26 protein-coding genes and 1 pseudogene are annotated in these 25,365 nt (G+C 68.2%); 17 read left to right on the forward strand and 10 right to left on the reverse strand.

Annotated elements, in window-relative coordinates; translation table 11 throughout:
• The coding region (locus DTS01S_RS21990) for a TonB-dependent receptor domain-containing protein (RefSeq protein WP_156493782.1) at nt 1-914 on the forward strand (914 nt) is incomplete at its 5' end.
• Between the two features lie 304 nt (nt 915-1,218).
• Here the strand turns inward: DTS01S_RS21990 and DTS01S_RS21995 are convergent.
• The gene (locus tag DTS01S_RS21995) at nt 1,219-2,112 is read right to left on the reverse strand and encodes a LysR family transcriptional regulator (protein WP_046983776.1); all 894 of its coding nucleotides are present in this window, start codon (nt 2,110-2,112) and stop codon (nt 1,219-1,221) included.
• Between the two features lie 136 nt (nt 2,113-2,248).
• On the opposite strand from DTS01S_RS21995, the gene DTS01S_RS22000 reads away from it, so the two are divergent.
• The 5 genes and pseudogenes from DTS01S_RS22000 (at nt 2,249) to DTS01S_RS22020 (ending at nt 6,637) form a co-directional block, all read left to right on the forward strand.
• Nucleotides 2,249-3,241, forward strand: coding sequence for a TerC family protein (locus tag DTS01S_RS22000; protein WP_061288777.1), 993 nt, complete (start codon nt 2,249-2,251; stop codon nt 3,239-3,241).
• Between the two features lie 218 nt (nt 3,242-3,459).
• Nucleotides 3,460-4,718: pseudogene (locus DTS01S_RS22010) on the forward strand (IS3 family transposase).
• Nucleotides 4,719-5,090: 372 nt separating this feature from the next.
• Nucleotides 5,091-5,246 carry a hypothetical protein gene (locus DTS01S_RS30940; RefSeq protein WP_164474684.1) on the forward strand — a complete coding sequence of 52 codons (156 nt, stop codon included), beginning with the start codon at nt 5,091-5,093 and terminating at the stop codon, nt 5,244-5,246.
• A gap of 39 nt (nt 5,247-5,285) precedes the next feature.
• Entirely contained in the window at nt 5,286-5,441 is a 156-nt protein-coding gene (locus DTS01S_RS30945) for a hypothetical protein (protein ID WP_016448436.1), read from the forward strand.
• Between the two features lie 149 nt (nt 5,442-5,590).
• Entirely contained in the window at nt 5,591-6,637 is a 1,047-nt protein-coding gene (locus DTS01S_RS22020; RefSeq protein WP_061288786.1) for a hypothetical protein, read from the forward strand.
• Nucleotides 6,638-6,757: 120 nt separating this feature from the next.
• Here the strand turns inward: DTS01S_RS22020 and DTS01S_RS22025 are convergent, their stop codons facing one another.
• The 4 genes from DTS01S_RS22025 to DTS01S_RS22040 all read right to left on the reverse strand — a co-directional run bounded on the left by DTS01S_RS22025 (nt 6,758) and on the right by DTS01S_RS22040 (nt 11,589).
• Nucleotides 6,758-9,271, reverse strand: a complete 2,514-nt coding sequence (locus DTS01S_RS22025; RefSeq protein WP_061288788.1) for a TonB-dependent siderophore receptor — start codon at nt 9,269-9,271, stop codon at nt 6,758-6,760.
• A 96-nt stretch (nt 9,272-9,367) separates the two neighbouring features.
• Nucleotides 9,368-10,321 (reverse strand): FecR domain-containing protein, encoded by a 954-nt coding sequence (locus tag DTS01S_RS22030; protein ID WP_061288791.1) that lies wholly within the window; start codon nt 10,319-10,321, stop codon nt 9,368-9,370.
• Between the two features lie 2 nt (nt 10,322-10,323).
• On the reverse strand, nt 10,324-10,803 hold the full coding sequence (locus DTS01S_RS22035) for a sigma-70 family RNA polymerase sigma factor (RefSeq protein ID WP_061288935.1): 480 nt from the start codon (nt 10,801-10,803) through the stop codon (nt 10,324-10,326).
• Between the two features lie 147 nt (nt 10,804-10,950).
• Complete coding sequence (locus tag DTS01S_RS22040) at nt 10,951-11,589, reverse strand: TetR/AcrR family transcriptional regulator (protein ID WP_017407121.1); 639 nt, start codon at nt 11,587-11,589, stop codon at nt 10,951-10,953.
• Between the two features lie 140 nt (nt 11,590-11,729).
• On the opposite strand from DTS01S_RS22040, the gene DTS01S_RS22045 reads away from it, so the two are divergent.
• Genes DTS01S_RS22045 through DTS01S_RS22080 form a run of 8 tightly spaced genes read left to right on the forward strand, consistent with a single transcriptional unit; the run spans nt 11,730 to nt 18,775 of the window.
• Nucleotides 11,730-13,076 carry an NAD(P)/FAD-dependent oxidoreductase gene (locus DTS01S_RS22045; protein WP_061288794.1) on the forward strand — a complete coding sequence of 449 codons (1,347 nt, stop codon included), beginning with the start codon at nt 11,730-11,732 and terminating at the stop codon, nt 13,074-13,076.
• Nucleotides 13,073-13,825 carry a DUF1365 domain-containing protein gene (locus tag DTS01S_RS22050; protein ID WP_061288797.1) on the forward strand — a complete coding sequence of 251 codons (753 nt, stop codon included), beginning with the start codon at nt 13,073-13,075 and terminating at the stop codon, nt 13,823-13,825. Before DTS01S_RS22045 ends, DTS01S_RS22050 begins: the two co-directional genes overlap by 4 nt.
• The gene (locus DTS01S_RS22055; RefSeq protein WP_016448428.1) at nt 13,822-15,090 is read left to right on the forward strand and encodes an SAM-dependent methyltransferase; all 1,269 of its coding nucleotides are present in this window, start codon (nt 13,822-13,824) and stop codon (nt 15,088-15,090) included. Before DTS01S_RS22050 ends, DTS01S_RS22055 begins: the two co-directional genes overlap by 4 nt.
• 17 nt (nt 15,091-15,107) lie before the next feature.
• Nucleotides 15,108-15,677, forward strand: a complete 570-nt coding sequence (locus tag DTS01S_RS22060) for a chalcone isomerase family protein (protein WP_016448427.1) — start codon at nt 15,108-15,110, stop codon at nt 15,675-15,677.
• A gap of 17 nt (nt 15,678-15,694) precedes the next feature.
• A complete protein-coding gene (locus tag DTS01S_RS22065) occupies nt 15,695-16,975 on the forward strand; it encodes an MFS transporter (RefSeq protein WP_061288800.1) in 1,281 nt (426 codons plus the stop codon).
• Nucleotides 16,972-17,532, forward strand: a complete 561-nt coding sequence (locus DTS01S_RS22070) for a DUF3833 domain-containing protein (RefSeq protein WP_061288803.1) — start codon at nt 16,972-16,974, stop codon at nt 17,530-17,532. The genes DTS01S_RS22065 and DTS01S_RS22070 overlap by 4 nt, the downstream gene beginning before the upstream one ends.
• 5 nt (nt 17,533-17,537) lie before the next feature.
• Nucleotides 17,538-18,329 (forward strand): SDR family NAD(P)-dependent oxidoreductase, encoded by a 792-nt coding sequence (locus DTS01S_RS22075; protein ID WP_016448424.1) that lies wholly within the window; start codon nt 17,538-17,540, stop codon nt 18,327-18,329.
• A 5-nt stretch (nt 18,330-18,334) separates the two neighbouring features.
• Nucleotides 18,335-18,775, forward strand: a complete 441-nt coding sequence (locus DTS01S_RS22080) for a nuclear transport factor 2 family protein (protein WP_061288806.1) — start codon at nt 18,335-18,337, stop codon at nt 18,773-18,775.
• On the opposite strand, the gene DTS01S_RS22085 is transcribed toward DTS01S_RS22080, so the two are convergent.
• Nucleotides 18,759-20,126, reverse strand: a complete 1,368-nt coding sequence (locus DTS01S_RS22085; RefSeq protein WP_016452725.1) for an aminotransferase-like domain-containing protein — start codon at nt 20,124-20,126, stop codon at nt 18,759-18,761. The genes DTS01S_RS22080 and DTS01S_RS22085 overlap by 17 nt on opposite strands.
• 69 nt (nt 20,127-20,195) lie before the next feature.
• Here DTS01S_RS22085 and DTS01S_RS22090 point away from each other — a divergent pair, with 69 nt between their 5' ends.
• From DTS01S_RS22090 to DTS01S_RS22100, 3 genes are all read left to right on the forward strand, one after another.
• Nucleotides 20,196-20,600 carry a VOC family protein gene (locus tag DTS01S_RS22090; RefSeq protein ID WP_016448421.1) on the forward strand — a complete coding sequence of 135 codons (405 nt, stop codon included), beginning with the start codon at nt 20,196-20,198 and terminating at the stop codon, nt 20,598-20,600.
• A gap of 63 nt (nt 20,601-20,663) precedes the next feature.
• A complete protein-coding gene (locus tag DTS01S_RS22095; protein ID WP_061288811.1) occupies nt 20,664-21,521 on the forward strand; it encodes a PhzF family phenazine biosynthesis protein in 858 nt (285 codons plus the stop codon).
• Nucleotides 21,522-21,543: 22 nt separating this feature from the next.
• Nucleotides 21,544-22,104, forward strand: coding sequence for a DinB family protein (locus tag DTS01S_RS22100; protein ID WP_061288814.1), 561 nt, complete (start codon nt 21,544-21,546; stop codon nt 22,102-22,104).
• Here the strand turns inward: DTS01S_RS22100 and DTS01S_RS22105 are convergent.
• From DTS01S_RS22105 to DTS01S_RS22120, 4 genes are read right to left on the reverse strand one after another with little or no spacing between them, the layout of a single operon-like run.
• On the reverse strand, nt 22,074-22,832 hold the full coding sequence (locus DTS01S_RS22105) for a glycosyltransferase (protein WP_016448418.1): 759 nt from the start codon (nt 22,830-22,832) through the stop codon (nt 22,074-22,076). The two genes, DTS01S_RS22100 and DTS01S_RS22105, sit on opposite strands and share 31 nt — an antisense overlap.
• On the reverse strand, nt 22,829-23,437 hold the full coding sequence (locus tag DTS01S_RS22110) for a methyltransferase domain-containing protein (RefSeq protein WP_061288820.1): 609 nt from the start codon (nt 23,435-23,437) through the stop codon (nt 22,829-22,831). Before DTS01S_RS22110 ends, DTS01S_RS22105 begins: the two co-directional genes overlap by 4 nt.
• Entirely contained in the window at nt 23,434-24,192 is a 759-nt protein-coding gene (locus DTS01S_RS22115) for a PIG-L deacetylase family protein (RefSeq protein WP_061288825.1), read from the reverse strand. The genes DTS01S_RS22110 and DTS01S_RS22115 overlap by 4 nt, the downstream gene beginning before the upstream one ends.
• A complete protein-coding gene (locus tag DTS01S_RS22120; protein WP_061288827.1) occupies nt 24,180-25,256 on the reverse strand; it encodes an acyl-CoA dehydrogenase family protein in 1,077 nt (358 codons plus the stop codon). The genes DTS01S_RS22115 and DTS01S_RS22120 overlap by 13 nt, the downstream gene beginning before the upstream one ends.
• Nucleotides 25,257-25,365 lie beyond the last annotated feature (109 nt).

A 25,365-nucleotide genomic window follows, 5' to 3' on the forward strand; every position in this document is an offset into this window, starting at 1 on the left:
GCTACACGCTGAACAACGTGGGCGCGTATGTGCAGGCCATCTTCAATGCAACCGACCAGCTCAAGATCATTCCGGGCCTGCGCCTGGACAAGTTCTCTGGCCGTACCGCCCTGAGCCCCAGCGGCACCACCGGCCCGCTGCAGGACTACGGCTGGATAAAGCAGCCTAAGCTCAGCATGGTGTACAGCGTGAACGACGCGACCAGCGTCTATGCCAACTGGGGTCGCACCTTCCAGATCCTGACCGGATCACGCGCACCAGCCTACATCACCTCCGCCACGCAGGCCAAGTTCGCCCCGTCCATCAACACCGGTACCGAGCTGGGCGTAAAGTTCAAGCCCAGCCCTCGGACCGACCTGCGCGTGGCCGTGTGGCAGCAGGACGCCACCGACGAAGTGGCCAACATGCCCAGCACCGGCACCAACGTGAGCCTGGGCGAAACCCGGCGCAAGGGCATCGACTTTCAGGCATCCACCCGCATCGGCAGTGCAGTCACGCTGTGGGCCTCGCACTCGCTACAGGAAGCCAAGGTGCGCCGTGCGTTCACCGCATCTGGCACCTCGCTGGCGGGCAAGGAGGTGTTCGCCACCCCGCGCCACATCACCAACGCCGGGGTGGATTACCAGGCGAACGAGGCGCTGCGCCTGGGCCTACAGGCGCGCGCACAAGGCAGCTACTTCATAGACGACCTCAACGCCCAGGGCAAGTTCGGCAGCTTTGTGCTGCTGGACTTCAATGCACGTTATGCCCTCTCCAAAACCGTGAGCGTGGACCTGCAGGTGAAGAACCTCGCCAACCGCAAGTTCGCCTACGTGTGGTGGGACAATTTCTTCTGGCCCGCTGACAGCGCCCAGCCCATGTACTCGCCTGGCGCGGGCCGCTCGGCCTTTGTGTCGCTCAACGTGAAGTGGTGATGGCGTAGTCTGCGTGCGACTTTCCCAGGCTGTCTGCTCAGGCGTTGCGCGCACTCAGCAGACTGGCAACCAAGTCACGCACGGTGCGTGACTTGGGCAGTCCCGGCCAATAAATCAGCAAGGTCGGAAAGTAGACCGTGGCCGAGAACGGGCGGAACGCCTCGCCCGGCAGCAACTGGCGAGCGCATGAATCCAAGCGTTGTGCAGGAGGTGGTGAGTCGGCCTGGACGAGGCGCTGGGGCTTCAGCCAGCCCGAGCCCGTTACGCCGACGCGTACCGACCTGTCGCCCGATCCGGCAGCGATTCAGCCGGCGACTCCGGTCGCCGCGGCGCCCATAATTTTCTGCACCAGCGGATGATGCTGGCCGCGCCGAGAGCGAATGGCGTGGATCTCTTCCTTCACGCCATCGGCGCTTCCCAACAGTCTCAGGCCCCGCATCACACCGATGCCGCCGGCGCCCAGGCGGCTAACCGGGAACACGCCCAGCCCTCGCGCAGCGAAGACAGCGAGCAGTGCGCTGTCCTCGAACTCTCCAACGATGCGCGGTCGCAGGCCCTGGGTCATGAACCAGTGCTCCAGCGTCGTGCGCAAGGCCGAGTGACCGGTCGGAAGCAGCACGGGTAGGTCATTCAGGCTGTACGGAAACCCATCGCGCTCGGTTTTGCCCACAATGCTCGCGGGACCATACCATTCGACCGGCGCATCTACCAGCCGTTCGCTAGACAAGCGCAAATTGGGGTTACGTGGTGCGGCCTGCCCGGCAAGCACCAAGTCCAGGTGGTGCAACGCGAGCTCACCCAGCAGTTGTTCGAATTCGCCTTCGTGACAGACGAGGCGAAGGTTGGTGGTTGTCAGCACCGGCTCCAGCAGCGCGTGGGCGGCGAGCTTGGAGATGCCGTCGGAGAATCCCACCGCGAGACGCGCCACCTTGCCGTTAGCCGCTTCACGCACCTCGTCAGGAATGACCTGGCCAAGCTGGAAGATCTCCTCGGCGCGTGCGAAGGCGGCCTGGCCCGCTTCAGTGAGCGCCACGCCACGGCCCGAGGGTTTGAGCAGCTCTTGACCCAATGCCTTCTCCAACTCGCGTACCTGAGCGCTGATGGTCTGCACTGCCATGTCGAGCCGCTCGGCTGCCCTGGCGAAGCCACCTGCTTTGGCCACAACCCAGAAGTAATGCAGATGGCGGTAGTTCAGCATGCGTGCTCCAGTGCGGAAAAACCGAATCTTAGGTGCGAATAACTCTGGTTTGTTCAAACGAAGACCATCCCTAAACTCCAGACATTCCATTACACCTTCACCAATGCATCAGACCGTCGTTCACTGAAAGAGCAAAATGGAACTTATCACTCCCTTCCTCACGTCCGACTTCATGGGCAAGCCGGTATGGGTCTGGCTGACCTTCGTCGGTATCGTCGTAGCGCTGCTGGCATTCGACCTAGGTGTGCTGCACAAGGACGATCAGGAGATCGGCGTGCGCGAGAGCCTGCTGCTGTCGGCCGGCTACATCAGCGTAGCGCTGGTCTTCGGTGCCTGGGTGTGGTGGTACCTGGGAGCTCAGAGCGGCATGGACTACTACACCGGCTTCATGATCGAGAAGTCGCTGTCGATGGACAACGTGTTTGTGATTGCGCTGATCTTCAGCTTCTTCGCGATCCCGCGGCAGTACCAGCACCGTGTGCTGTTTTGGGGCATCTTGGGCGTGATCGTGCTGCGCGCCATCATGATCGCTCTGGGCGCAACGCTGGTCAGTCAGTTCAGCTGGGTTCTGTACTTGTTCGGTGCATTCCTGATCTTCACGGGCATCAAGATGTGGATCATTGCCGACCACATGCCCGACATCGCGAACAACCCGCTGCTGAAGTTCCTGAAGCGGCATATACGCGTTACCGACGGCCTGCGCGGCAACGCCTTCTGGGTACGTATGAAGGATCCCGAAACTGGCCGGCTTGAGCGCTTCGCGACCCCACTGTTTCTCGCCCTGGTGCTGGTAGAGTTTGTCGATCTGATCTTTGCGGTCGACTCGGTGCCGGCGATCTTCGCGATCACGACTGACCCGTTCATCGTCTACACCAGCAACATCTTTGCCATCCTAGGCCTGCGCGCGCTGTACTTTGCGCTGGCGGCGATGATCCATCGCTTCAAGTACCTGAAGTACGCGCTGGCTCTGGTGCTTGTGTTTATTGGAAGCAAGATTTTCCTTGTGGGCATCATTGGAAAGATCCCGGCAATGATCTCGTTAAGCGTGACCTTCGGGCTAATCGCAGGTGGCGTTCTCGTCTCGCTGTGGAAGACGCGCGGCGAGCAGGCCGCGGCGGAGGTCCGGTGACGATTCCGATCTGGCAGCGGCTGCGCGATGCAGCCGCTGTCCTCAGCGACGAAAGGATATCGATGCATACGCTGGCGAAAGCCTACGGACCCGAAGCGCACGGTAGCGAGCAACACAAGTCACCGTGGCCTCCATCATGAGCCGCAGATGAAATAGACCCCTGATTCCCCGGCCCCGTCCTATCGCTTATCTTTGAAGATAGGAACAGGACTGTGCATATGACTAGGCATACGGAGTCAATAGAGGTAGTCGTGAAGGACCAGCGCCGCAGGCGCTGGTATCTCGCAGAGAAGGCGGCGCTGGTGCGCCGAATCTACGAACCAGGCATTAGCGTGTCATTGGTCGCTCGGCAGGAAGGCGTTTCGGCTGGACTGCTGTTCCAGTGGCGCAAGCTCGAACGCCAGGGGGCTTTGACCGCCGTCTCCGCTGGCGAGGCAGTCGTGCCCGCATCCGAACGGGCTGCTGCCCGCGCGGAAATCGCCAAGCTGCAGCGCGTGCTCGGCAAGAAAACCTTGGAGAACGAAATCCTCAAGGAAGCCGTGGAGTACGCCGCAGAAAAAAAGTGGATTGCGCGCTCGCCCTTGTTGCCCGGGGACGACCAGTGAAGACGGTTTGCCGGACGATGGGGCTGGCGCGCTCGCATGTGCGCGACCTGCTTGGGCGCGGTGAAGACTGGGCCGATGGCCGCAGCCATCGCACACCCAGCGACGATGCCGGGCTGCTCGCCGAACTGCGCCAGCAAATTGCCGACTTGCCCAGCTAGGGCTACCGACGGGCCTGTGCCTTGGTGAACCGCCAGCGTGCGGCACGGGGCGCCCCGAGGGTCAATGCCAAACGCGTCTATCGCGCCATGGCACAAGCCGCTCTGCTGCTGCCCAAGGCGCCTCGCCGGCGCCAGTCCGCACGCACGCATGAGGGCCGTGTTGCGGTCTCGCGCAGCGACCTTCGATGGTGCTCCGATGGTCTGGAAATCAAGTGCGATTCGGGTCAAACCGTGACGGCCACCTTCACCAAGGATTGCTGCGACCGTGAGGTGATGGCTTGGCGCGCGTGGGAGGGCAAAGGGCTGCCAGGTGAGCCGGTACGCGAGATGCTCATCGAGGCCGTGGAGCGCCGCTTCGGCTCGGTCGAAGCGGTCCCGCAGGGCCAGGAGTTGGAGTTCCTCAGTGACAACGGCGGAGCCTACATCGCCGCCGAAACGAGGGCACTGGCGCGCGCTCTGGGTCTGAAGCCCATCAACACGCCCGTCTGCAGCCCGCAGAGCAACGGCATGGCCGAGAGCTTCGTCAACACCTTCAAGCGCGACTATGTGGCGCGCATGGACCTGAGTGACGCGCAGACGGTACTGGCGCAACTGCCAGCGGCCTTCGAGCACTTCAACGAGGTGCATCCGCATTCTTCGCTGAAAATGCGTTCGCCTCGGGAGTTCAGGCGACAACAGGCTGCAGGGGCTGAGCAGGCACTTCATTGCGAATAGGGCGGGGTCGGGAGTACGGGGGCAACATCAGGCATTGCGTCGAGTTCACGACTTTATGGAAACGACTATTTGTATGAGCAGTGCGCTGAGCCGCATGGATGCTACGCTTCTGTTTACGACTTTATTTGGCCAGAATAGCGCAGGCCGTGGCCTGCCCTGGTCCTTCGTTGCCCCCTGTGCGAAATGTCCGTCGGACACCCGGCGGCTGGCCTACCTGCGGTGTCGCAACATGGGGCTGCGCACGCTCTGGCCGGTCCTACGGCTGAGCCGCATGTCCGGGCCCACACTGGTTACCAGCGCAGTGCATATCTGCGCTGCAGTCGGGCGCTTCGTTTGACGCGCCTCTTTGACCACCATGTGAAGGAGATACCCATGGCTCAGCAAAACGACCAGCAACAGCAGCAAAACAACCCGCAGCAGCAGAACCCGAACCAGCAAAACCCGGGACAGCAGCAGCAGGACAACCCCCAGCACAAGCAGCCTGGCCAGAACCAGCCAGGCCAGCAGCAGCCCAATCAGCCCCGCTGACAGGCTGGGCGGCGTTCCGTTTGACGTGAGGATGGAACCATGAAACAGCTTCTTCCCACGAGAGGCCCGCAGCATCCGGCCTATGTTCCCATGCAGATGGGGCAACCCATCACGGACAGGAACTACAGCCAGATGCAGTGCAAGGCGAACGTCCGCCAACAAGGGCAGCCTTTGCGCCAGCCACAGCAACGCTGATTGATCGCAGCCAGCGCTGGTGCAGCGCTCCCTGGAACCGGCCGCCTTCGGGCGGCTTTTCCGTGTCGAGGGCCTGCCCTGGCCGGGGCCGCCGGAGATCTCCCCGCACAATGACGCCTTTCCAGCATCAACCTCCAAGGATTTCAACGATGACACTGCAGCGCCCCTGCTTCGTTTTGCCGACCCTGGTGCTCGCCCTGGGATTGTCGGGGTGTGCCGCGCCGCCTTCCAGCGGGCAGCTCGAGAAGGAGGAAGCGGAGCAGGCGAAGACGCTGTGGGTGATCAGCGAGGCCTTGAAGGCCAACATGGCCGTGGTGCTGGTGGCTGACCTGACGCCGCACAAGTCGCTGGCCGACGCCGACGGCATGTCCAAATGGACCTCGAACGTGCTGTGGACCCACCAGGACAGGCCGGAGATCGTGTTCGGCCGCAAGTTCCAGAACAACGCGCTGCAGCGCGATCCCAAGACCACCTACCTCTTCAAGGCCTTCGAGGTCCATGTCCTGCCCCCCGGCAAGTACCTGCTGACGGGCGGCGATGACTACTGGCTCAATGCCCGGCTCGACCAGCTGGGGGCCAAGGCGGGCGCTGCGGGCGCAGGCCGCGGCGCCAGCGGCACGGCGTCCCTGGCGCCCGAGACCTACCGCGAGTTCTATACCGAGATGAACTGGAAGGAGGCCACCACGCACACGCAGACCCGCACCGAGAAGTACTGCACCACGGTGCACCGTGCCTCGGGCCATTGCGTGGCCTGGGGCGAGCGGCAGGTTACGGACAGTACGCCGGGCATGGGTGCGGGCTACTACCAGGACACGGACTCGCGCGACATCCCTGCGCTCAAGGTCCAGGTGCGCGTGCCGCCCCGGCAGGCCCTGGCCAGTTTCACGCTGGAAGGCGGGCAGCTGGTGCTGAGCCAGCGCTCGTATCTGAAGACGCCCAGCTACCAGTTCCGCCAGGCGGGCTGCCGCAAGGTGGCGGCCGAGAAGGTCGAATGCCCGCTGGAGGACTTCACCGTCCACACGCTGCCGGTGCCCATGGAATTCACGCGCACCTATCTGGCCTCCCGCGCCAACCTGACCCCTGACCAGGAAAAACTCATGGCGCGGCTGGTGCCCATGCAGTTCACCACGCTGGGCCGCCAGGGCGCCGCCGATCCGATCTGGGGCACGCCGATCTCGCTGCGCAAGGGGCCTTGAGGTCCGGGCGCAGCCGATGGCCGATGGTCGATGGTCGTTGATCGGCTGCGTCGGGTGGCTGCCCTTTCCGTGCCCGGCCGGTTGTTGGCGGGCTGCGGCGACCGGTGCCTGCCTATGGGGTCACCAGGTGTGCGCGTAGCTGATCTTCAGCACCGTGCCGGCCGCTGGCAGGCGGCTGGTGTTGTTGTTGCTGCGCAGCAGCTGGCTGTAGAGCGGGAAGTACTGGCGGTTGAACAGGTTTTCCACGCCCAGGGACACACGGTTCTTGGGGTCGATCTTCCACTGGCTGATCAGGTCCACCGTGGTGTAGCCCCGTGTGTCATAGCGGCCGAAGCCGGTCTTGCCGTCCAGGCGGTAGTCCTTGGAGGCATAGGCGGTGGCCTGGAGGCGGTGGCTCCAGCGCGTGTCGGGCCGGTACTCCACATAGGCGGTGAGCTTGAGCGGAGGGATGCGAAAGCCCGTCATGTCCTGGTAGCCGCTGGCGGCCTGGGGCAGCTCGCGGCCCTTCATCCAGGTGAAGCTGCCGCCCACGCTCCAGTGGTCGTCGTCGCTGAAGTAGTCCAGGCCGCCTTCGATGCCATGGATCTTCTCGCGGGTGCGCAGCAGGGTCAGGCCATTGTTGAAGCTCTGCACGGCGCCCAGGTTGGAGCGCGACTGGAAGACGCTGAGGTTTGCCATCACGTTGGAGAACTTGCCGCGCCAGCCCATTTCATAGGTGTTGGTCTTGACCGCCTGCAGGTTGGAGTTGCCCAGGTTGAAGGCCGGCGTGGCATTGCGCACCACCACACCGATGTCCGGCAGCTCGAAGCCCTGGCTGTACGAGGCATAGAGCTCCTGGCCGGGGACCGGCGTGAAGACCGTGCCCAGGTTGTAGGTCCAGGCGTTGTACCTGACGGTGCCGCCGTTCACGGACTGGGGGCTGGGGGCGCGTGACTGCGACAGCGGCGTGAAGTCATTGAAGCTGGCCTGGGCGCGGTCGTAGCGCAAGCCGCCTTCCGCCGACCATTGCGCATTGAACCGGTGCTGCAGCTGAGCGAAGGCGCCGATGCTGCGCGTGGTAACGGGCGGCATGTAGATCAGCTGGCCCGTCTTGTGGAAGACCAGGCCGCCGCTGGCGTCATAGGCCCGGGGATCGAAGATGTCGATGGGCATGTCGGTGCGCTCCTGGTTGAAGTCAGCACCCCAGATCAGCAGGCTCTTCTTGCCGGCGCCCAGCGGCGTCTTCAGGGTCAGGCGCCCGCCAAAGACCTCGGAGTTCTGCATGGACTGGTCGACATTGGCGCCCCGCACCGGCACGGCGCGTGCGTCGAAGGGCGCAAAACGGGTGAAGAAGTCCCGGTAGTAGAGCTGGGCGGCCAGCGTGCTGCCTGCGATGTCCCGGTTCTCGTAGTCCAGGCCCAGCATGGTGTTCTTGATCTGGTTCTGGTCGGCCAGCACCAGGCCCTTGATGGGGCGGGCCGCCGCCGTTCCTGCCGGCAGCCGCGCCACCGACGGGTCGGAGGCGTAGTCCGTGTCCTGGGCCGCGTTGTAGTGGCTGGCGGTCAATTGCAGGCGCTGGTCGGCATCGAGCTTGAAGCCGATCTTGGCCGAGGCGTTGTAGATGTTGGAGTCGAACAGGTCGCCCTGGCTGGGCTCGGGTGCAATGCGGTCGCCCCTGGCGTCGAAGGCGCCGCCCATGTGCCTGGCGCCCAGGCTCACCGAATAGTCGACCACCTCGCCGCCGCCGGACAGGTAGTGCTGCACCTCGCCGCCCAGCCCCGCGCCGCGCAGGCGGGACAGCGGGGCCGAGCCGGTGACGATGGTCTCGGCCCGCGTCTCGCCCGAGGGCCGCTTGGTGCGGATGGAGACAATGCCGCCCGCCGCACCGCTGCCGTAGATGGCGCTGCTGCCGCGCAGCACCTCGATCTGCTTGATGTCGGCCGGGTTGATGTTGGCCAGGTTCCTGGACGAATCGCGGTTGGTGTTCAGCGGAACGCCGTCCACCAGCACCAGCATGTTGCGGCCCCGCAGCGTCTGGCCGTAGTCGGTGATGGTGTGGCTGGAGTCCGCCATGCCGGGGACCACCTTGCTGAGCATGGTGGCCAGGCTGTCCGAGCCCTGGCGCAGCTGCTCGACCTCCTGGGCTTCCAGGATCGTCACCTGCCGCGAGGGTGCGACCAGGTTGTTCTGCGTGCGTGCGGTCACCGTGATGGCGGCAAGCTCCGTGGCCTGTGCCGCGGCTTGGGCAGCGGGCACGGCCGCTGCGGCAGACGGCGCCTGGCGGGCCGCCGCAGGCAGCTTCTCCAGCGCATAGTTGCCCGCACCCACGCGGCGTGCTGTCCAGCCTGACGTGTTCAGCAGCTGGGCAAAGCCTTCCTCCACGGAGAACGTGCCGGACAGGCCGCGTGTCTCCATGCCGCCGAGCTGCTGCAGGTCCATGCCCAGGTTCACGCCTGCCTGTGCGGCAAAGGCCATCAGCGCCGGGCCCAGCGGTCCCGGCTGGATCTGGTAGCTCCTGGCAGCGGCGCTGGCGGCCGGCTCGGCCGCCTGGACTGGCAGCGCGTGCAGCAGCAGCGAGGTGCTGACGGCCAGGGCCGCCAAGGCGGTGGCGCGCAGGCTGGCGCGTGGTCCGGCGGTGGAAGAAGGGGAGTGCATGGTGTTCTGTCCTCTGGGCTGTCGATGAAAGTGGTCTTCGCAAGCCTTGACAGGCGAGAGCGAAAAACCGGACAGCCACGGCAGAAAAAAAACGGATCAGCGCCGCGCCACCGTCACCCAGTACCGGCTGCGCTCGTGCACGCGCACCGGCAGGGTCTGGGCCAGCAGGGCCAGGATGCGGTCGGTGTCATGCAGCTGGTAGGTGCCGGAGACGCGCAGGTCGGCGACATCGTCGTCGCACCGCACAAGGCCTTCGCGGTAGCGCGACAGCTCGGCCAGGAAGTCCTGCAGCCGCAGGTTCTCGGCATAGAGCACGCCCAGCGTCCAGGCCGAGTCCCGCGGCGCCACCGGGCGGGTGGCGCTGGCGCCTTGTCCATCGAATTGCAGTTGCTCGCCCGCATGCACCACCACGGCCGTGGCCGATGCTGCCGGCGTGACGCGCACCGCGCCCTCCAGCACGGCCAGCGTCGTGCCACGCTCCAGCTTGCGCACGATGAAGCGCGTGCCCAGGGCCTGCATCTGGCCGTCGTCTGTCTGCACCATGAAAGGCTGGGAGGCGTAGGGCGCCGCATGCGCGGTCTCGACCAGGATTTCCCCGGCATGCTGGCGGATGCGCCGCGCCGTGCCATCCATGCGCACGCTGATGGCCGAGGCCGTGTTCAGCTGCACGCGGCTGCCATCGGCCAGCGTGACCGCGCGGCGCTCGCCCCTGGCCGTGCGGTAGTCGGCCGTCCAGTCCTGCCAGGGCAGATGGCGCCAGGCCAGCCAGCCCAGCGCAGGCGTGGCCAGGGCCAGCACGGCCGAGCGCAGCAACTGGCGCCGTGCCGCCGAGGGGCGCGCGCGGTTGAGCGTGGCCATGCCGACGGCGGCGGGCACGGTGTTGAAGCGGCCCTTGAGCTGCTCGGCGCATTGCCAGATCTGTTCATGCCGGCTGCTCTGGCTGCGCCAGCGCGCCAGTTCGGCCTGCTCGGCCGCGCTGAAGTCCGAGGCGTGCCTGCGGGCCAGCCAGCGGGCGGCCTCGTCCAGGATGCGTGCGTCTGCGGCCTGCATGCTCAGCGCTCCAGCATCACCAGCAGGCATTGCCGAAAGCCCTGGGCCATGTAGCGCGTCACGGTGCGCACGCTCAGCTGCATCCGGTCGGCAATGTCCTCGTAGGACAGGTCTTCCAGCTGGGACATGAGAAAGGCCGTGCGCACCCTGGCGGGCAGGGCGTCCAGCAGCGCATCGAGCTCCTGCAGCGTCTCCAGCAGGATGGCCCGCGCCTCCACGGACGGCACGGTGGCCTGGGGCAGGAGGTGCAGGGAGGCCAGGTAGGCCTGCTCCAGCGAGCGGCGTTCGAGGTGATTGACCAGCAGCCGCCGGGCCACTGTCGTCAGATAGGCCCGAGGCTCCCGGATGTCCTCGATGGCCTGCGTCCTGGCGCTGACCCAGATGCGCGTGAACGTGTCCTGGGCCAGGTCGGCCGCATCGCAGCGGTTGCCCAGCCTGCGTTGCAGCCACGCGACCAGCCAAGGGTTGTGCTGCGCGTACATGCTGCCCAGAGCCTGGCTGGCGCCACTGTCGGTGGATGGATGCACGTGCCGGGCCTTTCCTCTTGTGCGTCAAGAAACTGCCGGCATTTTATCCAGTTGATATGAATTCTCATTTGCATTGGGATCGGTGCGATCCCGCGCACCGGATCAGCCCGCCGCCGCCAGCCCGTCGAAGGTCGTGCTGGTCACCCAGTCGATGATCTGCGCGTGCGTGTACTGGCCCGACTCCTTGAGCAGGGCCACCACCGGATCGCAGGCCCGCGCGAACAGCGTGTAGAGCACCAGTTCGGCCGGCAGCGTGGCCTGCATCTGGCCGCTGGTCTGGGCCTCGGTGATCCAGATGCTCAGGCGGTTGCTCAGCGCGATCAGCCGGTCCATGTAGTCGTCGTTGGATTGCAGCGAGGCGCTGAGGTTGGAGTTCTGCGCGGGCAGGGAGGGCATCTCGCCTTCCAGCTGGGTCTGCATGGCCCAGCGCGTCACGGCCTTGAGCTGGTCCAGCGGGCGCGTGGGCGTGCCGGCCTCGGCCGCCAGGCTGGCTTCGTCGCGCAGGCCGTCCACGAAGGCCAGGGCACGGTCCAGCACGCCCACCATGGCGGCCCCTGCCAGTTCTTCCTTGGAGGTGAACAGCTTGTACAGGCTGGCCTTGGCCATGCCGGCCTCGGCCGCCACCTCGTCCACCGTCATGGCGTCGTAGCCCTTGGTGGCCAGCAGCCGGTTGACGGCCGCCACGATGGCCTGCTCGCGCACGCGCTGTATCTGTTCTTTGATGGAGGAGCGGCTTGTCATAGCCATATTTTAGACCCGACAGGTCATATCCGATACCAAATAGTGCAAAGCGGATACGTTTGGTATATAGTTTGAACTCATCAGTTCACAGTTTGATCTTCATGGTCTGACTGATCGATTCAACCAGGAAGGACGCTCCCATGCATCGCATTGCAGTCATCGGGTCGGGGATTGCGGGGCTGGCCGCAGCACGGCGGCTGGCCGGCGCGCCGGGCGGGCATGGCGTGACCCTGCTGGAGGCAGGCAGCCATTTCGGCGGCCATGCCAACACGGTCGATCTGGCGCTGGGCGGCGTGAGCCAGGGGGTGGACACGGGCTTTCTGGTGTTCAACCACCGCACCTATCCGCTGCTGACCCGTCTGTTCGAAGAGCTGCAGGTGCCCACGGCGGAGGCCGAGATGTCGTTTTCCGTGCAGGTGCCGCAGGCCGGCGGCCGGGCGGGCCTGGAGTGGAGCGGCAGTTCGCTGGGCGGTGTGTTCGCCCAGCGCAGCAATCTGCTGCGGCCCCGTTTCCTGAAGATGCTGGCCGAGATCCTGCGCTTCAACCGCCTGACCACGCGCATCGCCGAGGAAGGCGATGAAGCGCGGCTGCGCAGCTGCATCGAAGATTTCCTGGACGACCACGGCTTCGGGCCGGCCTTTCGCCAGGACTATCTGCTGCCCATGATGGGCTGCATCTGGTCCTGCCCCACCGACCAGATGCTGCGCTTTCCCGTGGCCACGCTGATCCGCTTTTGCCACAACCACGGCCTGATCCAGGTCACGGACCGGCCGCAGTGGCGCACCGTGCGCGGTGGTTCGCGTCAGTATGTGCGGCGCATGGTGGCCGCGCTGCAAAAGGACGGCCGCCACGAGGTCCGGCTGAACGCGCCCGTGCTGGGCCTGCGCCGCGCCGCCCACGGCGTGCTGCTGCAGATGGCGCACGGCACGGAGCGGTTCGACGCCGTGGTGCTGGCCTGCCACAGCGACCAGGCCCTGCGCCTGCTGGGCTCCGATGCCACGCCGCTCGAGCGCAGCGTGCTGGGCGCCATCCGCTACCAGCCCAACCAGGCCGTGCTGCACACCGATGCCGGCGTGCTGCCGCGCCGCCCGGCGGCCTGGGCCGCCTGGAACTACGAACGCGCCGCCGATCCCGGAAAAGACCGGGCCGGCGTCTGCCTGCACTACCTGCTCAACCGCCTGCAGCCCCTGCCGTGGCAGCAGCCCGTGATGGTGTCGCTGAACCCGGTGCGCCCCATCGATGACAGCCAGGTCCACGCGCGCATCGAGTACAGCCACCCGGTGTTCGACCTGGCCGCCATCGAGGCCCAGGGCCGGGTGGATGCCCTGCAAGGCCAGCGCAGGACCTGGTTCTGCGGCGCATGGTGCGGCTACGGCTTCCATGAGGACGGCCTGCGCTCGGGCCTGGTCGCGGCCGACGGCCTGCTGCATGCCCTGCAGACCTTGCCCGTCCTGCCCGCCAGCGCGGCCTTCGAGGGGGTCGCATGACGGCCCGGCCGCTCATCGGCTTCGGCCATGTCTGGCACCGCCGCCTGCGGCCGGTGGAGCATGCCTTCCGCTACCCGGGCTATTTCCTCATGCTGCCCATGCGCAGCCTGCGCACGCACCCGGACGCCGCGCTCAGGCGCAACCGCCGTGGCTGGCTGAGCTTCCATGACAGCGACCACGGCGAGGGCGGCTGCGACGCACTGGCCTGGTTCGAGCAGCTGCTGCACAGCGAAGGCATAGCCGACGCCGATGGCGAAGTCTGGCTGCACACCTTTCCGCGCGTGCTGGGCTACGTGTTCAAGCCCGTGAGCTTTTGGTATGCGCACCGCGCCGACGGGTCGCTGGCCGCCGTGCTGGCCGAGGTCAACAACACCTTTGGCGAGCGCCATGCCTATCTGCTGGCGGGGCCGGACCTGGCCTGGGGCCGCGAGCAGGTGGCGCGCAAGCAATTCCACGTCTCGCCGTTCTGCGAGGTGCGCGGCGAGTACCGCTTCCGCTTCGAACGCAGCGAAGACCGCACCCTGGCACGCGTGGACCTGCATGACGAGGACGGCCCGCTGCTGCAGACCAGCGTGGGCGGCGTGCTGCAGGTGCTGGATGCCGCCGCCGTGCGCCGCGCCTTCTTCGGCACCCCTTTGATGACGCTGGGCGTGGTCGCCCGCATCCACTGGCACGCGCTGCTCCTTTGGGCCAAGCGCGTGCCTTTCCATGGCAAACCCTCCGCGCCCAAGCGCTTCGTCACAAGATGAACACTACCGCCGCCCCCCTGCTGAGCCCCACCGCCGCAGCGCCGCGCCGCACGCCTGCGCGGGCACGCCGTGTGCTGAACCTGCTCGAACGCCTGCCCCACGGGCAGCTGGACCTGGAGCAGCCCGATGGCCGCCTGCTGCACCTGCCCCGTCCGCCGTCGGGGGCTGCCGACGCGCATTGCGTGCTGCACGACTGGCGGGCGCTGGAGCGCACCCTGAAATCGGGCGACATCGGCCTGGCCGAGGGCTATATCGCCGGCGAATGGGACAGCCCCGACCTGGCCGCCCTGCTGCGCCTGTGCATGGCCAACCGCGACCATGTGCAAAGCCTGGTCTACGGCAGCTGGTGGGGCCGGCTGGGCTACCGCCTGCGCCACCTGCTGCAGCGCAATACGCGGGCCGGCAGCGCCAGGAACATCCATGCCCACTACGACCTGGGCAACGATTTCTACCGCCTGTGGCTGGACCCCGGCATGAGCTACAGCGCCGCCTGGTTCCAGGGGCGCACGGGTGAATCGCTGCGCCACGCCGACCTGCAGGACGCCCAGCAGGCCAAGCTCAGGCGCACGCTGGACGAGGTGCGGCTGCAGCCCGGCCAGCGCCTGCTGGAGATCGGCTGCGGCTGGGGCGGGCTGGCCGAGGCGGCGGCGCAGGAGTTCGGCGCCCGGGTCACGGGCGTGACGCTGTCGCGCGAGCAACTGGCCTGGGGACAGCAGCGCATGCGGCAGGCCGGCCTGGCCGACGCCGTGGAGCTGCGCTACCAGGACTACCGCGACCTGCCGGCACGGCATGCGGGCGAGCCCTTCGACGCCATCGTCTCCATCGAGATGTTCGAGGCCGTGGGCCGAGAATACTGGCGCGGCTACTTCCAGACGTTGCGCGACTGCCTCAAGCCCGGGGGCCTGGCCTGCATACAGACCATCACGCTGCGCGAGGACCTGTTCGCGCGCTATCTGCGCTCCACCGACTTCATCCAGCAGTACATCTTCCCGGGCGGGCTGCTGCCCAGCATTCCTGCCTTCGAGCAGGAGGCACGGCGCGCCGGCCTGGTGGTGGAGCGCCGCATGGCCTTCGGCCGCGACTATGCGGAGACGCTGCGGCGCTGGCGCCAGGCCTTCGATCACCACCTCGACGCCGTGCGGGCCCAGGGCTTTGACGAGCGCTTCGTGCGCATCTGGACCTTCTACCTCGCCTACTGCGAGGCGGCCTTCGACACCGGCAACACCGATGTCGTCCAGTTCACGCTGCGCAGGCCCCTGCCATGAAATCGCCACCACGTCACATGCCGCGCCGCCAGGCGCTGGCCTGGGGCGCCGCCTGCGCCCTTGTCCCTTCACTGATCGCCATGCCCAACGAACTCCACGCCAAGACTCCGACTGCCGACCTTCCGGCCGAACTGCGCAGCGCCCTGCCGGCCGCGCGCCTGGTGGGCACGGGCGTGCTGCGCTTTTTCGGCCTGCGCGTGTACGAGGCACGGCTGTGGGCCGCACCGGGCTTTGTGCCCGAGGACTACGCCCGCCACCCGTTCGCGCTGGAGCTGGTCTATGACCGCAAGCTCGAAGGCGCGGCCATCGCCGAGCGCTCCATCGCCGAAATGCGCAGGGTCGACGGCTTCACCGAGGAGCAGTCCCGCCAATGGCTGGCGCTGATGAAGCAGGCGTTTCCCGATGTGGCGGCCCAGGACCGGCTGCTGGGCCTGAACGACGGCCAGGGCGAGGTGCGCTTCTTCCACAACGGCCGCCAGACTGCACAGCTGCGCGATGCCGACTATGCGCGCCTGTTCTTCGGCATCTGGCTCGCGCCCCAGACCTCGGCACCTGCCATGCGCAGCTCGCTGCTGGGCCAATCCTGAGCGCCCGGGACCACGCCATGGCCTCGCACCCTGCCGCCGCCCCCTTGCTGCCCTGGCGCACAGGGCTGGCCTATGGCAGCCTGGCCGCGCCGCTGGCGTTCGTGTCCCTGCCGCTGTATGTGAACCTGCCCTACCACTACGCCAGCGTGGCCGGTGCGCCGCTGGCGGGGCTGGGCGCGGTGCTGCTGGCCACGCGTGCCTTCGATGCCCTGGTGGACCCCGCCATCGGCCGCCAGGCCGACCGGCTGCTGCGCCGGGGCATGCGGCCAGCGTGGTGGGCGGCTGCACTGGCCAGCCTGCTGATGGTCCTGGGCTTCTGGGCGCTGTGGCATCCGCCGCGCGGTGCCCAGGCCGCCATGCTGGGCTGGCTGGCCTGCAGCCTGCTGGTGTGCACGCTGGCCTACAGCTTCGTCACCATCGTCCACCAGGCCTGGGGCACGCGCTGGGGCGGGCAGCCCGCCTGGCGGGCCCGCGTCACGGCCTGGCGCGAGGGCGCTACGCTGGGCGGTGTGCTGCTGGCCAGCGTGTTGCCGGCCTGGCTGGGCTTGGACGCCACCAGCGCCGTGCTGGCGCTGGGCCTGGCGCTGGGGCTGGTGGGGCTGTACCGGCTCAAGGCTCCGGTGACGCTGCCGCAGCAGGCCACGGCGGACACCTCTCGGATCTCACCATGGGCGGATGCCGGCTTTCGCCGGCTGCTGGCCGTCTTCATGGTCAACGGCGTGGCCGCAGCCATTCCGGCCACCTTGCTGCCCTTCTTCGTGGCCGACAGATTGCAGGTGCCCGGGATGCAGCCCCTGCTGCTGCTGTGCTTTTTTGGCGCGGCGGCCCTGGGCCTGCCGCTGTGGGTGAAGGCCGTCTCGCGCTGGGGCCTGGCGCCCAGCTGGCGCGCGGGCATGCTGGCCAGCGTGCTGGCCTTCGGCTTCACGCCCTGGCTGGGCACGGGTGACGGCCTGGCCTTCGCCGTGATCTGCCTGGCCAGCGGGCTGGCCCTGGGCGCGGATCTGGCCCTGCCGGGCGCACTGCTCACGGGCGTGATCCACGAGTCCGGCCAGGGCGGCCAGGGCGAGGGCCGCTACCTGGGGTGGTGGACCTGCGCCACCAAGCTCAACCTGGCCCTGGCCGCAGGGCTGGCCCTGCCCCTGCTGTCCGTTGCGGGCTACCGCAGCGGCAGCACCGATCCGGCCGGCCTGCAGGCCCTGGCCTGGGCCTATGGCGGGCTGCCCTGCCTGCTCAAACTGGCGGCGGCCGGGCTGCTCTGGCGCGCCGAGCGACTGCATTCTTCCTGGAGGCACACATGAGCCACATCACCCACTGCGCTTCGTTTTCACCACTGCGGCGCGCCTGCCTGGGGGCGGCATTGGCGCTGTCTCTGGCGGGCTGCGCCGGTCCTTCCGTGCAGGACTACGCCAAGGAGCAGCCGACGCTGGACCTGCGCCAGTACTTCAACGGGCCGCTGACGGCCCACGGCATGTTCACGGACCGCTCGGGCAAGGTGGTCAAGCGATTCACCGTGCGCATGACGGGCCGCTGGAATGGCGACGAGGGCACGCTCGATGAGCACTTCGTCTACAGCGACGGCAGAACGCAGCAGCGCATCTGGCATATCCGCCACCTGGGCGAGGGCCGCTACAGCGGCCGGGCCGACGACGTGGTGGGCGAGGCCCAGGGCCAGAGCGCGGGCAATGCCATCCGCTGGAGCTATGTGCTGGCCCTGCCCGTGGACGGAAGGGTCTGGAACGTCAGCATGGACGACTGGATGTACCTGATGGACGGGCGCACCCTGCTCAACCGCACGGCCATGAGCAAGCTCGGCCTGCACCTGGGCGACGTGACGCTGGCCATCATCAAGGAGTGATGGCCATGCCACTGTTATCCCGCCGGCTGAACCCGCCGCTGCGCGACTGGAAGGGCCGCTCGGCATGGCTTCTGGGCGCCTCCTCGGGCATAGGGCGCGCCACGGCCGAAGCGCTGCACGGCCAGGGCGCGCGCGTGATTGTCTCTGCGCGGCATGGCGGTGCGCTGCAGGATTTCGTGCGCGGCCGCGAAGGCTGCCTGGCCCTGCCGCTGGACGTGACCGATGCCCAGGCCGTGGCACAGGCAGCCCGTGCCGTGCGGGCCCATGTGGGCAGGGCGCCCGACCTGGTGGTGTACTGCGCCGGCCACTACCGGCCCCAGCGCGCCACCGAGTTCGACCTGGCCGAGATGCAGCGCCACCTGGCCGTGAACTATGGCGGCGCGCTGCACCTGCTCGATGCGGTGCTGCCCATGCTGCTGGAGGCCGGCCAGGGGCATCTGGCCCTGGTCGGCTCGGTAGCAGGCTATCGCGGGCTGCCCATGTCCCTGGCCTACGGTCCTACCAAGGCGGCGCTCAACAACCTGGCAGAAAACCTCTACCTGGACCTGCACGGCCCGGGCCTGGGCGTGTCCATCATCAACCCCGGCTTTGTCGATACGCCGCTGACGGCGCAAAACAGCTTCAGCATGCCGGCCCTGATCGGTGCCGACGAGGCCGCCCGGCATATGCTGCAGGGCTGGGCACAGGGGCGCTTCGAGATGAATTTTCCGCGCCGCTTCACGCGCTGGGTGCGGCTGCTGCGCTGCCTGCCCGATGCCTGGTATTTCTCGGCGGTTCGCCGCATCACAGGAGCCTGAAACCGATGAGCACTGCCCTCGGCGATCCCCGACTGGACCGGCTGGCCCAGGCCTATGAGGCGCTGCGCCGCGACAACCTGCCGGCGCTGCTGGCCCTCTATGCGGAACAGGCCCGGTTCAAGGACCCGTTCAACGATGTGCGCGGCCACGCAGCGATACAGCGCGTGTTCGCCCACATGTTCGAGCAACTGGACCGGCCCCGCTTCGCCGTCAGCCAGGGCGCGGTGCAGGGGGACAGCGGCTTTTTGCTGTGGGAGCTGGGCTTTGTCAGGGCATCGGGCCAGCCCATGCACATCTGCGGCACCAGCTACCTGGAGTTCGATGCGCAGGGACTGGTGGCAGTGCACCGCGATTTCTGGGACCCGGTGGAGGAAATCTTTGCCAAGGTGCCCGTGCTGGGTGCCGTGGCCAGGGCGCTGCAGAACAAGCTCAAGGCTCCGCAGTAAGCAGCCTGGCCAATTGCGCCAGGGCGCCGTCCAGGTCGTCCAGGCCTGGGGCGCCCAGGCAGATGCGCAGCCCGCTGGCACGGTCGTGCGGCTCCACCATCAGCGAGCCCGGATCGGTCAGCGTCACGCCCAGCGCCGCTGCGGCCGACACCAGGCGGTCGGCGGCCTCGCGCTCCATGGGCAGCCAGGCGTTGTAGGCCTCGGGGTGCAGCACCAGGCGGCTGTCGCCCAGGTGTGGGGCAAGGTGCGATGCGGCCAGCCGCACGCGCCGCTGTGCCTCATGGCGCAGGTCGGCCTGCAGGGAGGCGACCACGCCCTGGGACAGCCATTCATCGACCACGGCGCATGACAGGGCCGAAGGCGCCATGGACAGCTCCTGCAGCGTCGCCAGCGCGGCGCCGCACAGCGCTGGCGGCAGCACCAGCGTGCCCACCTGCAGCCCCGGGCCCAGCGACTTGGACAGCCCGTTCACATGCAGGGTGATCTCGGGCGCCAGGGTCGCCAGGTGCGCAAGGCGCGCGTGATCGGGCGAGCAGGCGGCATACACGCCGTCCTCGATGATCCAGGCGCCTGCGTTCCGGCAGATATCCACGATCGCCCGCCTGCGCTCCGCGCCCATGGTGGCCGTGGTCGGGTTGTGCAGCGTGGGGGTGAGGTAGAGCACCTTGCCTTCGGCGGCGGGAATGCCGTGCAGCGCCTCGGCCAACGCCTGCGGCAGCAGGCCCTGCGCGTCCATGGCCAGGCCCTGCAGGGCGCAGCCCTTGCGCCGGGCCAGGGCAATGGCGCCGGGGTAGGTGATGCGCTCGGTCAGCAGCCGGCCCCGGGGCTGGCAGACCAGGTCCAGGGCCAGGGACAGCGCCTGGCGCGCGCTGCTGGTCAGCACCATGTGGCCGGGTTCCACGTTCAGGCCCAGCGTCTGCAGCCAGCGCGCGAGCACGCGGCGATGCTCCGCATGTCCGCCCGGCGGCGCGTAGGAATTGAAGTGATCGGCATCGATGCGGCGCGCAATCGCGGTCAGCGTGCGCGCCAGCAGGCGTTCGCTGATGGCGGCCGGCGGCGCGTTGGAGGACAGGTCGATGGCCTCGCCGCCCTGCGTCCGCCGGGCGGCCACGAAGGTGCCCCGGCCCTTGACGCTGCGCGTCAGCCCCCGGCGCTCCAGCAGCGCATAGGCCCTGGTCACCGAGCCCAGGCCGATCTGCAGCCTGTCGGCCAGGTCTCTGTGGGCGGGAAGGCGGTCGCCGCCGGCCAGCCGGCCTTCGACGATGTCGTCGGCCAGGGCGCGCGCCAGCCGCTCGGCGGCACTGGCTTCAATGCGCGCAAGACGGGGTGTCCAGGGGGAGGGCAGGAGCATGGTCGGGGCAAGGAAAAAAAGAGTGTGCCGTGACACTATTTCATTTCTCGATAGTGTAACGTTCACCCCATGTTCAGCCACATCACCGTCGGCGCCCGTGATCTCGAGCGGGCCGGCCGCTTCTATGACGCGGTGCTTTCCCCGCTGGGACTGCAGCGCCGCGCCGTCCAGCCCGATGGCGGGCCGGCCGCGCTGTGCTGGGTGGCGCCGCAGGCTTCCTTGCCGCGCTTTTATGTCTACAGCCCCTTCAACGGCGAGCCGGCCACGGCGGGCAACGGCAGCATGGCGGCCTTTCTGGCACCGTCGCCCGAGGCGGTGGATGCGGCCCATGCCGCCGGGCTGGCCCGGGGCGGCAGCGACGAAGGCCCGCCCGGCCCGCGACCGCATTACGGCGATGGCTACTACGGTGCCTACCTGCGCGATCCCGACGGCAACAAGGTCCATGTGGTGCATCGCGCCGATGTGCGGCCGTAGCGCAGATCGGGCCCGCCGCCCGTTTCCCCTTCTTTTCCTTCCCATGCAACAAGGACTGTCTTCATGAGCATTGCCGTTCATATGGTCGACGTTTTCGCCAGCGGCCCGCTGTCCGGCAATCCGCTGGCCGTGATCACCGGTGGGCAGGCGCTGACCACCGCACAGATGCAGCAGCTGACGCGCTGGTTCAATCTCTCCGAAACCGCGTTCCTGCTGCCGCCCACGCAGGCGCAGGCCGACTACCGCGTGAGGGTTTTCACGCTGGACCGGGAGATGCCTTTTGCCGGCCATCCCACGCTGGGCAGCTGCCATGCCTGGCTGTCCCAGCGCGGTGCGCCCAGGAACGCAGGCCACATCGTCCAGGAGTGCGGGGCGGGCCTGGTGCAGATACGGCAGGAGCATGGGCGGCTGGCATTCGCTGCGCCGCCCATGCTGCGCTTTGGCGCGCCCACCGCCGACGAGCTGGATGCCGCGCTGCGCATGCTGGGCATCACTGCCGAAGAGGTGCAGGCCGCCTCGTGGATAGACAACGGCCCCGGCTGGCTGGGCATCCGCCTGGCCTCGGCCGAGCAGGTGCTGGCGCTGAACCCGGCCCGGCAGTGGCCCACGCGCATGGACGTGGGCGTGGTGGGGCCCTATGCCAGGGGTATCGGCGGTGCCAGCCCTGCCGCCTGCGAGGTGCGCGCCTTCTTCTCCGATCACCAGGGCGCCATCGTCGAAGACCCCGTCACCGGCAGCCTCAACGCGTCGCTGGCGCAGTGGCTGTTTGCGACGGGAGTGATGGACAGCGACTACGTTGCCGCCCAGGGCCGCTGCCTGGGCCGTGACGGCCGCATCTTCCTGACCCGTGACGGCACGGGCCAGGTCTGGGTGGGCGGCACGGCGCGCACCCATGTCGAAGGCGCACTGAGCGGCCTTTGATCCACACCGAAAGAACCCACGAATGACAGCGATCCAAGAGAGCCTGTGCGCTCCCGTCTCATCGGCCAGGGCCAACCTGAAAATGCTGGTGCGCTACAAGGCCTGGGCCAACGGCCTGACCTTCAAGAGCGTGATGGAGCTGCCCGAAGGCGAGGCCTTGAAGCAGCGCCCCACGAGCTTCGGCAACATGGTGCGCACGCTGAACCACGTCCTTGTGGTGGAGGACATCTTCAGGCACCACCTGCAGGGCCGCAAGCATGGCTACACCATGCGCAACACCGACCACACGCCCACGCTGCAGGCGCTGTGGGAATCCGTGCAGGCAATGGACCGCTGGTATGTGGAGTTCGTCGATGCGTGCCCGGACGAGGAACTGGCGAAGGTCGTGCACTTCGAGTTCGTGGGCGGCGGGCAGGGCGCCATGACGCGCGAGCAGATCGTGCTGCATGTGGTGAACCATGGCAGCTACCACCGTGGCTTTGTCAGCGACATGATGTACCAGGTGCCCTTCGTGCCGCCGGCCAACGACCTGCCGGTGTTCCTCAGGGACTGCTACCGCGTGGACGAGCCGGCCTGCGGTTGAGGCAGGGCCAGGGCCTGCTGCGCCAGGGCGCCCTGGAGCACGGGCAGCGCAGGCGGCGCGTCGCCGGGCAGGGCCCATCCCTGGCGCAGCGCACCGGCAAAGCCGTCGGCCACGCGCGAGTAGGCGCGGCCGCTGGTCATCACCCGGGGCCTGGCCGACCAGGCGATGCGGGCGCCGCCGGCCGCCAGGCGGTCCACCAGGTCCTGATCCTCGCCGCAGGTGCGTGCGTCGAACCCGCCGGCCTGGCGGTAGTGCCAGGCTGAGATGCCCAGGTTGGCGCCATGCACGTGGCGGTGGCCGTCGCGGTCCGTGTAGGTGGTCTCGAAGTGCCGCCGCGCCGTGTCCGCCTGGACGCCGTGGGCCGACCAGTCGGCCACCTGCACCGTGCCGCAGACCACGTCGGACTGAAGCGCCAGCTGGTCGGCCAGCCAGCTCGGCGAGACGGTGGTGTCGGCGTCCGTGAAGGCCAGCCAGCGGGCGCCCAGCAGCAGCAGGTACTCCGACCCCAGGGCCCGCGCCTTGCCCACGTTGCGCGCGGCAATGGACAACGGGATGGCGGGCCAGCGGCGCACGGCCGATTCGGTGGCGTCCTGGCAGCTGTCCAGCACCACCACGACGGCCACGGTCTCGCCTTGCAGGTCGGCATGGGCGGCCGCGCAAAACACGCTGTCCAGGCAGCGGCCTATGAGGTCTTCCTCGTCATGGGCTGGGATGCACACGCCGATCATCTGTCCGTCCTTTCAGGGGTTTTCTGCCAGATGTCCAGCTGGAAATTCGGTTCGCTGTGGCTCAGCAGCAAGTGCAGCTGCGCATGGGCCGACACGCTGTCATGCAGGGCGCGGGTGCTCTGCAGGTGGTCGTGCGCCCCATGCCGCCAGTGGCACATGAGCCAGTGGCCGCCGCCCTGCAGCGAGGCCAGGCACTGGCGGTTGAAATGCGCCAGTGCCGCGTCGTCGAAGTAGTAGGCAAGCTCCGAGACCACGATGAGATCGAAGCCTTGCTGCGGCGCCTGGGGCACCTGTGGCCATTGCCAGGGCAGGGGCAGGGCCTGCAGGTCCAGGCGGGCGCGGTCCTGCGGCGCAATCCGCTGGCGGCACAGATCCACGGCCCTGTCCGAGAAATCGACGGCGCACAGCCGGTCGCAGCGCTGCAGCAGGCGCTGCGTGGCCTCGCCATTGCCGCAGCCGGGCTCGAAGCCGTGGGCATAGCGCTCGCGCGGCAGGGCGGCCAGCAGCAGGTCGCGCTTGCGCCGTTCGTACCAGCGTGATGCGACCTGCCAGGGGTCGGGGTCGGCCTGGTACATCTGCTCGAAGTGCTGCCGGGCGCCGTTCATAGGAACACCACTTCAAACGGACGCAGCAGGCGCTGCGTGGCCCAGGACGGCAGGATGGCGTCGCGGCCCGTGGACGGGTCGGGCAGCAGCTGGCTGCGAAAGCACGACAGGGCCTGGCGCTTGAGCGCCAGCTCCTGCGGCGCCAGCGCAATGGCGGCGGCGCGGTGCCAGGGCACGCGCGCGTCGCCGGGCTCGGCCCAGTGCCAGGCCCAGATCGGCAGCTCGAAGAGCCGGCAGCCCGCGTGCCGGGCTGCCGTGGCGCAGGCCTGGCCCGTGGCCTCGTGGTCCGGGTGACCGTCTTCGCGCCAGGTGCACAGCAGCGCATCCGAGGGCTGCAGCAACTGCTCCAGCCGTTGCAGCAACTGCGCTGCATGCTCGGCGATATGGCCGTCGGGCAGGCCCAGCCGCAGCACCTGCGCCTGCGGCGCAAGCAGGGCCAGGGCCTGGGTGCTCTCGTGCACGCGCTCGCGCACCAGACGCTGCGGCGGCCACAGCGTCGAGTCGGGGTGGCTGGCTCCGCCATCGGTCACGGAGACGATGAGGCAGGGCATGCCCCGCTCGGCACAGCGGCGCAGCAGGCCGGCGCAGCCCAGGATCTCGTCATCGGGGTGCGGCGCGACGATGACGGCGCGGCGCCGGCCGTCCAGCAGGTCGTCCATGGATACCTGCGCTGGCCGGCGCTGCGCAAACCAGGCCTGCCAGCGCGATTCCGGCGTGCCCCGGCCCTCGATGAGGCGCGGCTTCACAGCATCCATGCCGCGCCTCCCGGTGCCTGCGAGGTCTGTGCCTTGTCGGCCAGCAGGCGGCCCAGCGCGGCCTGGTCGCGCTCGGCATGGCTTTGGCGGATGAAGACGGGCAGGTCGGCCATTAGCTGCGCCAGGCCCCTGTTCTTGCACAGCGGGCCGGGACCGATGGCGCGCGGCACGCGCCGCAGCACCTCTTCGGCGGCGGCTTCCACGGCCAGGCGGGCGCGGCTCACGGCCAGCAGGCAGGGGTCCGAGGGCGTGGCATCGATGCGGGCTGCAGCGTCGCGCAGCAGGCCGGCCGCGCCGGCCAGGGCCACATCCAGCGCGCCCAGGTGGGCCTGGCGGTGCGGGTCCTCGCCTTGACCGACGGCCTGCTGCAGATGGCTGGCGATGCGCGCTGCCGCGCCATGCCAGCAGGCAGCAACGCCCGCGCCGCCATGGTGAAAGCCGGGGCGGCTCAGGTACTGGCCCGGTTCGCCGACCAGCACGCCGGTGGCGCCGTCGAAATGCACGTCGGCGCTGGCGCTGGCGGCCATGCCCACGGCCTGCCAGTGGCTGTCGTCCCTGCGGATGCCGGGCTGGTCCATGGTGACGGCGATCAGGCAGCGCCGGCCGTCGGCCAGCCAGCCGCTGACCAGGGCACGGTCCACCGCGCGCGCGCCCGAACACCAGGGCTTGTGGCCGGACAGCTGCACGGCCATGCCGGCATGTGCCGCAGCATGGGGGGCCGTGGGCGTGGCCTGCACGCGCTCGCCCGGCGGCTCGGCGCACCAGACGGCCCAGCGCAGGCCTTCGGTGCACAGGTCTGCCTGCAGCTCGGACAGGATGGCCAGGGCATCGGTATGGCCTTCATAGAGCTTGGCCAGGCTCAGGCTGTGGGCGGCCACCTCGGCCAGTGCGCGCCAGCGCTGCAGCGTGTGGCCATGGCCCGGCAGCGGCAGGCGGTCGGCGCCCTGCGCCACCAGCAGGGCCAACTGGTCCGCTGGCGACAGGTCCGTGTGGCCGCGCAAGGCCTGCGCCAGCGTGTCGCTGCATGTCCACGCATGGGCGTGCTCGTTGTCGTGCTGGGCCATCGCCGCTTGCCTTCCTTTTGTGTGTCGTGCGCAGCCCTGGAAATGGGGGTGGGGCCGGGCGATGCCATGGTGCCGGGAGGATGAACGCGGCGCCGCAGGAGCAGGAAGG

The organism is Delftia tsuruhatensis NBRC 16741 (assembly GCF_001571325.1).
Lineage (GTDB): Bacteria > Pseudomonadota > Gammaproteobacteria > Burkholderiales > Burkholderiaceae_C > Comamonas > Comamonas tsuruhatensis.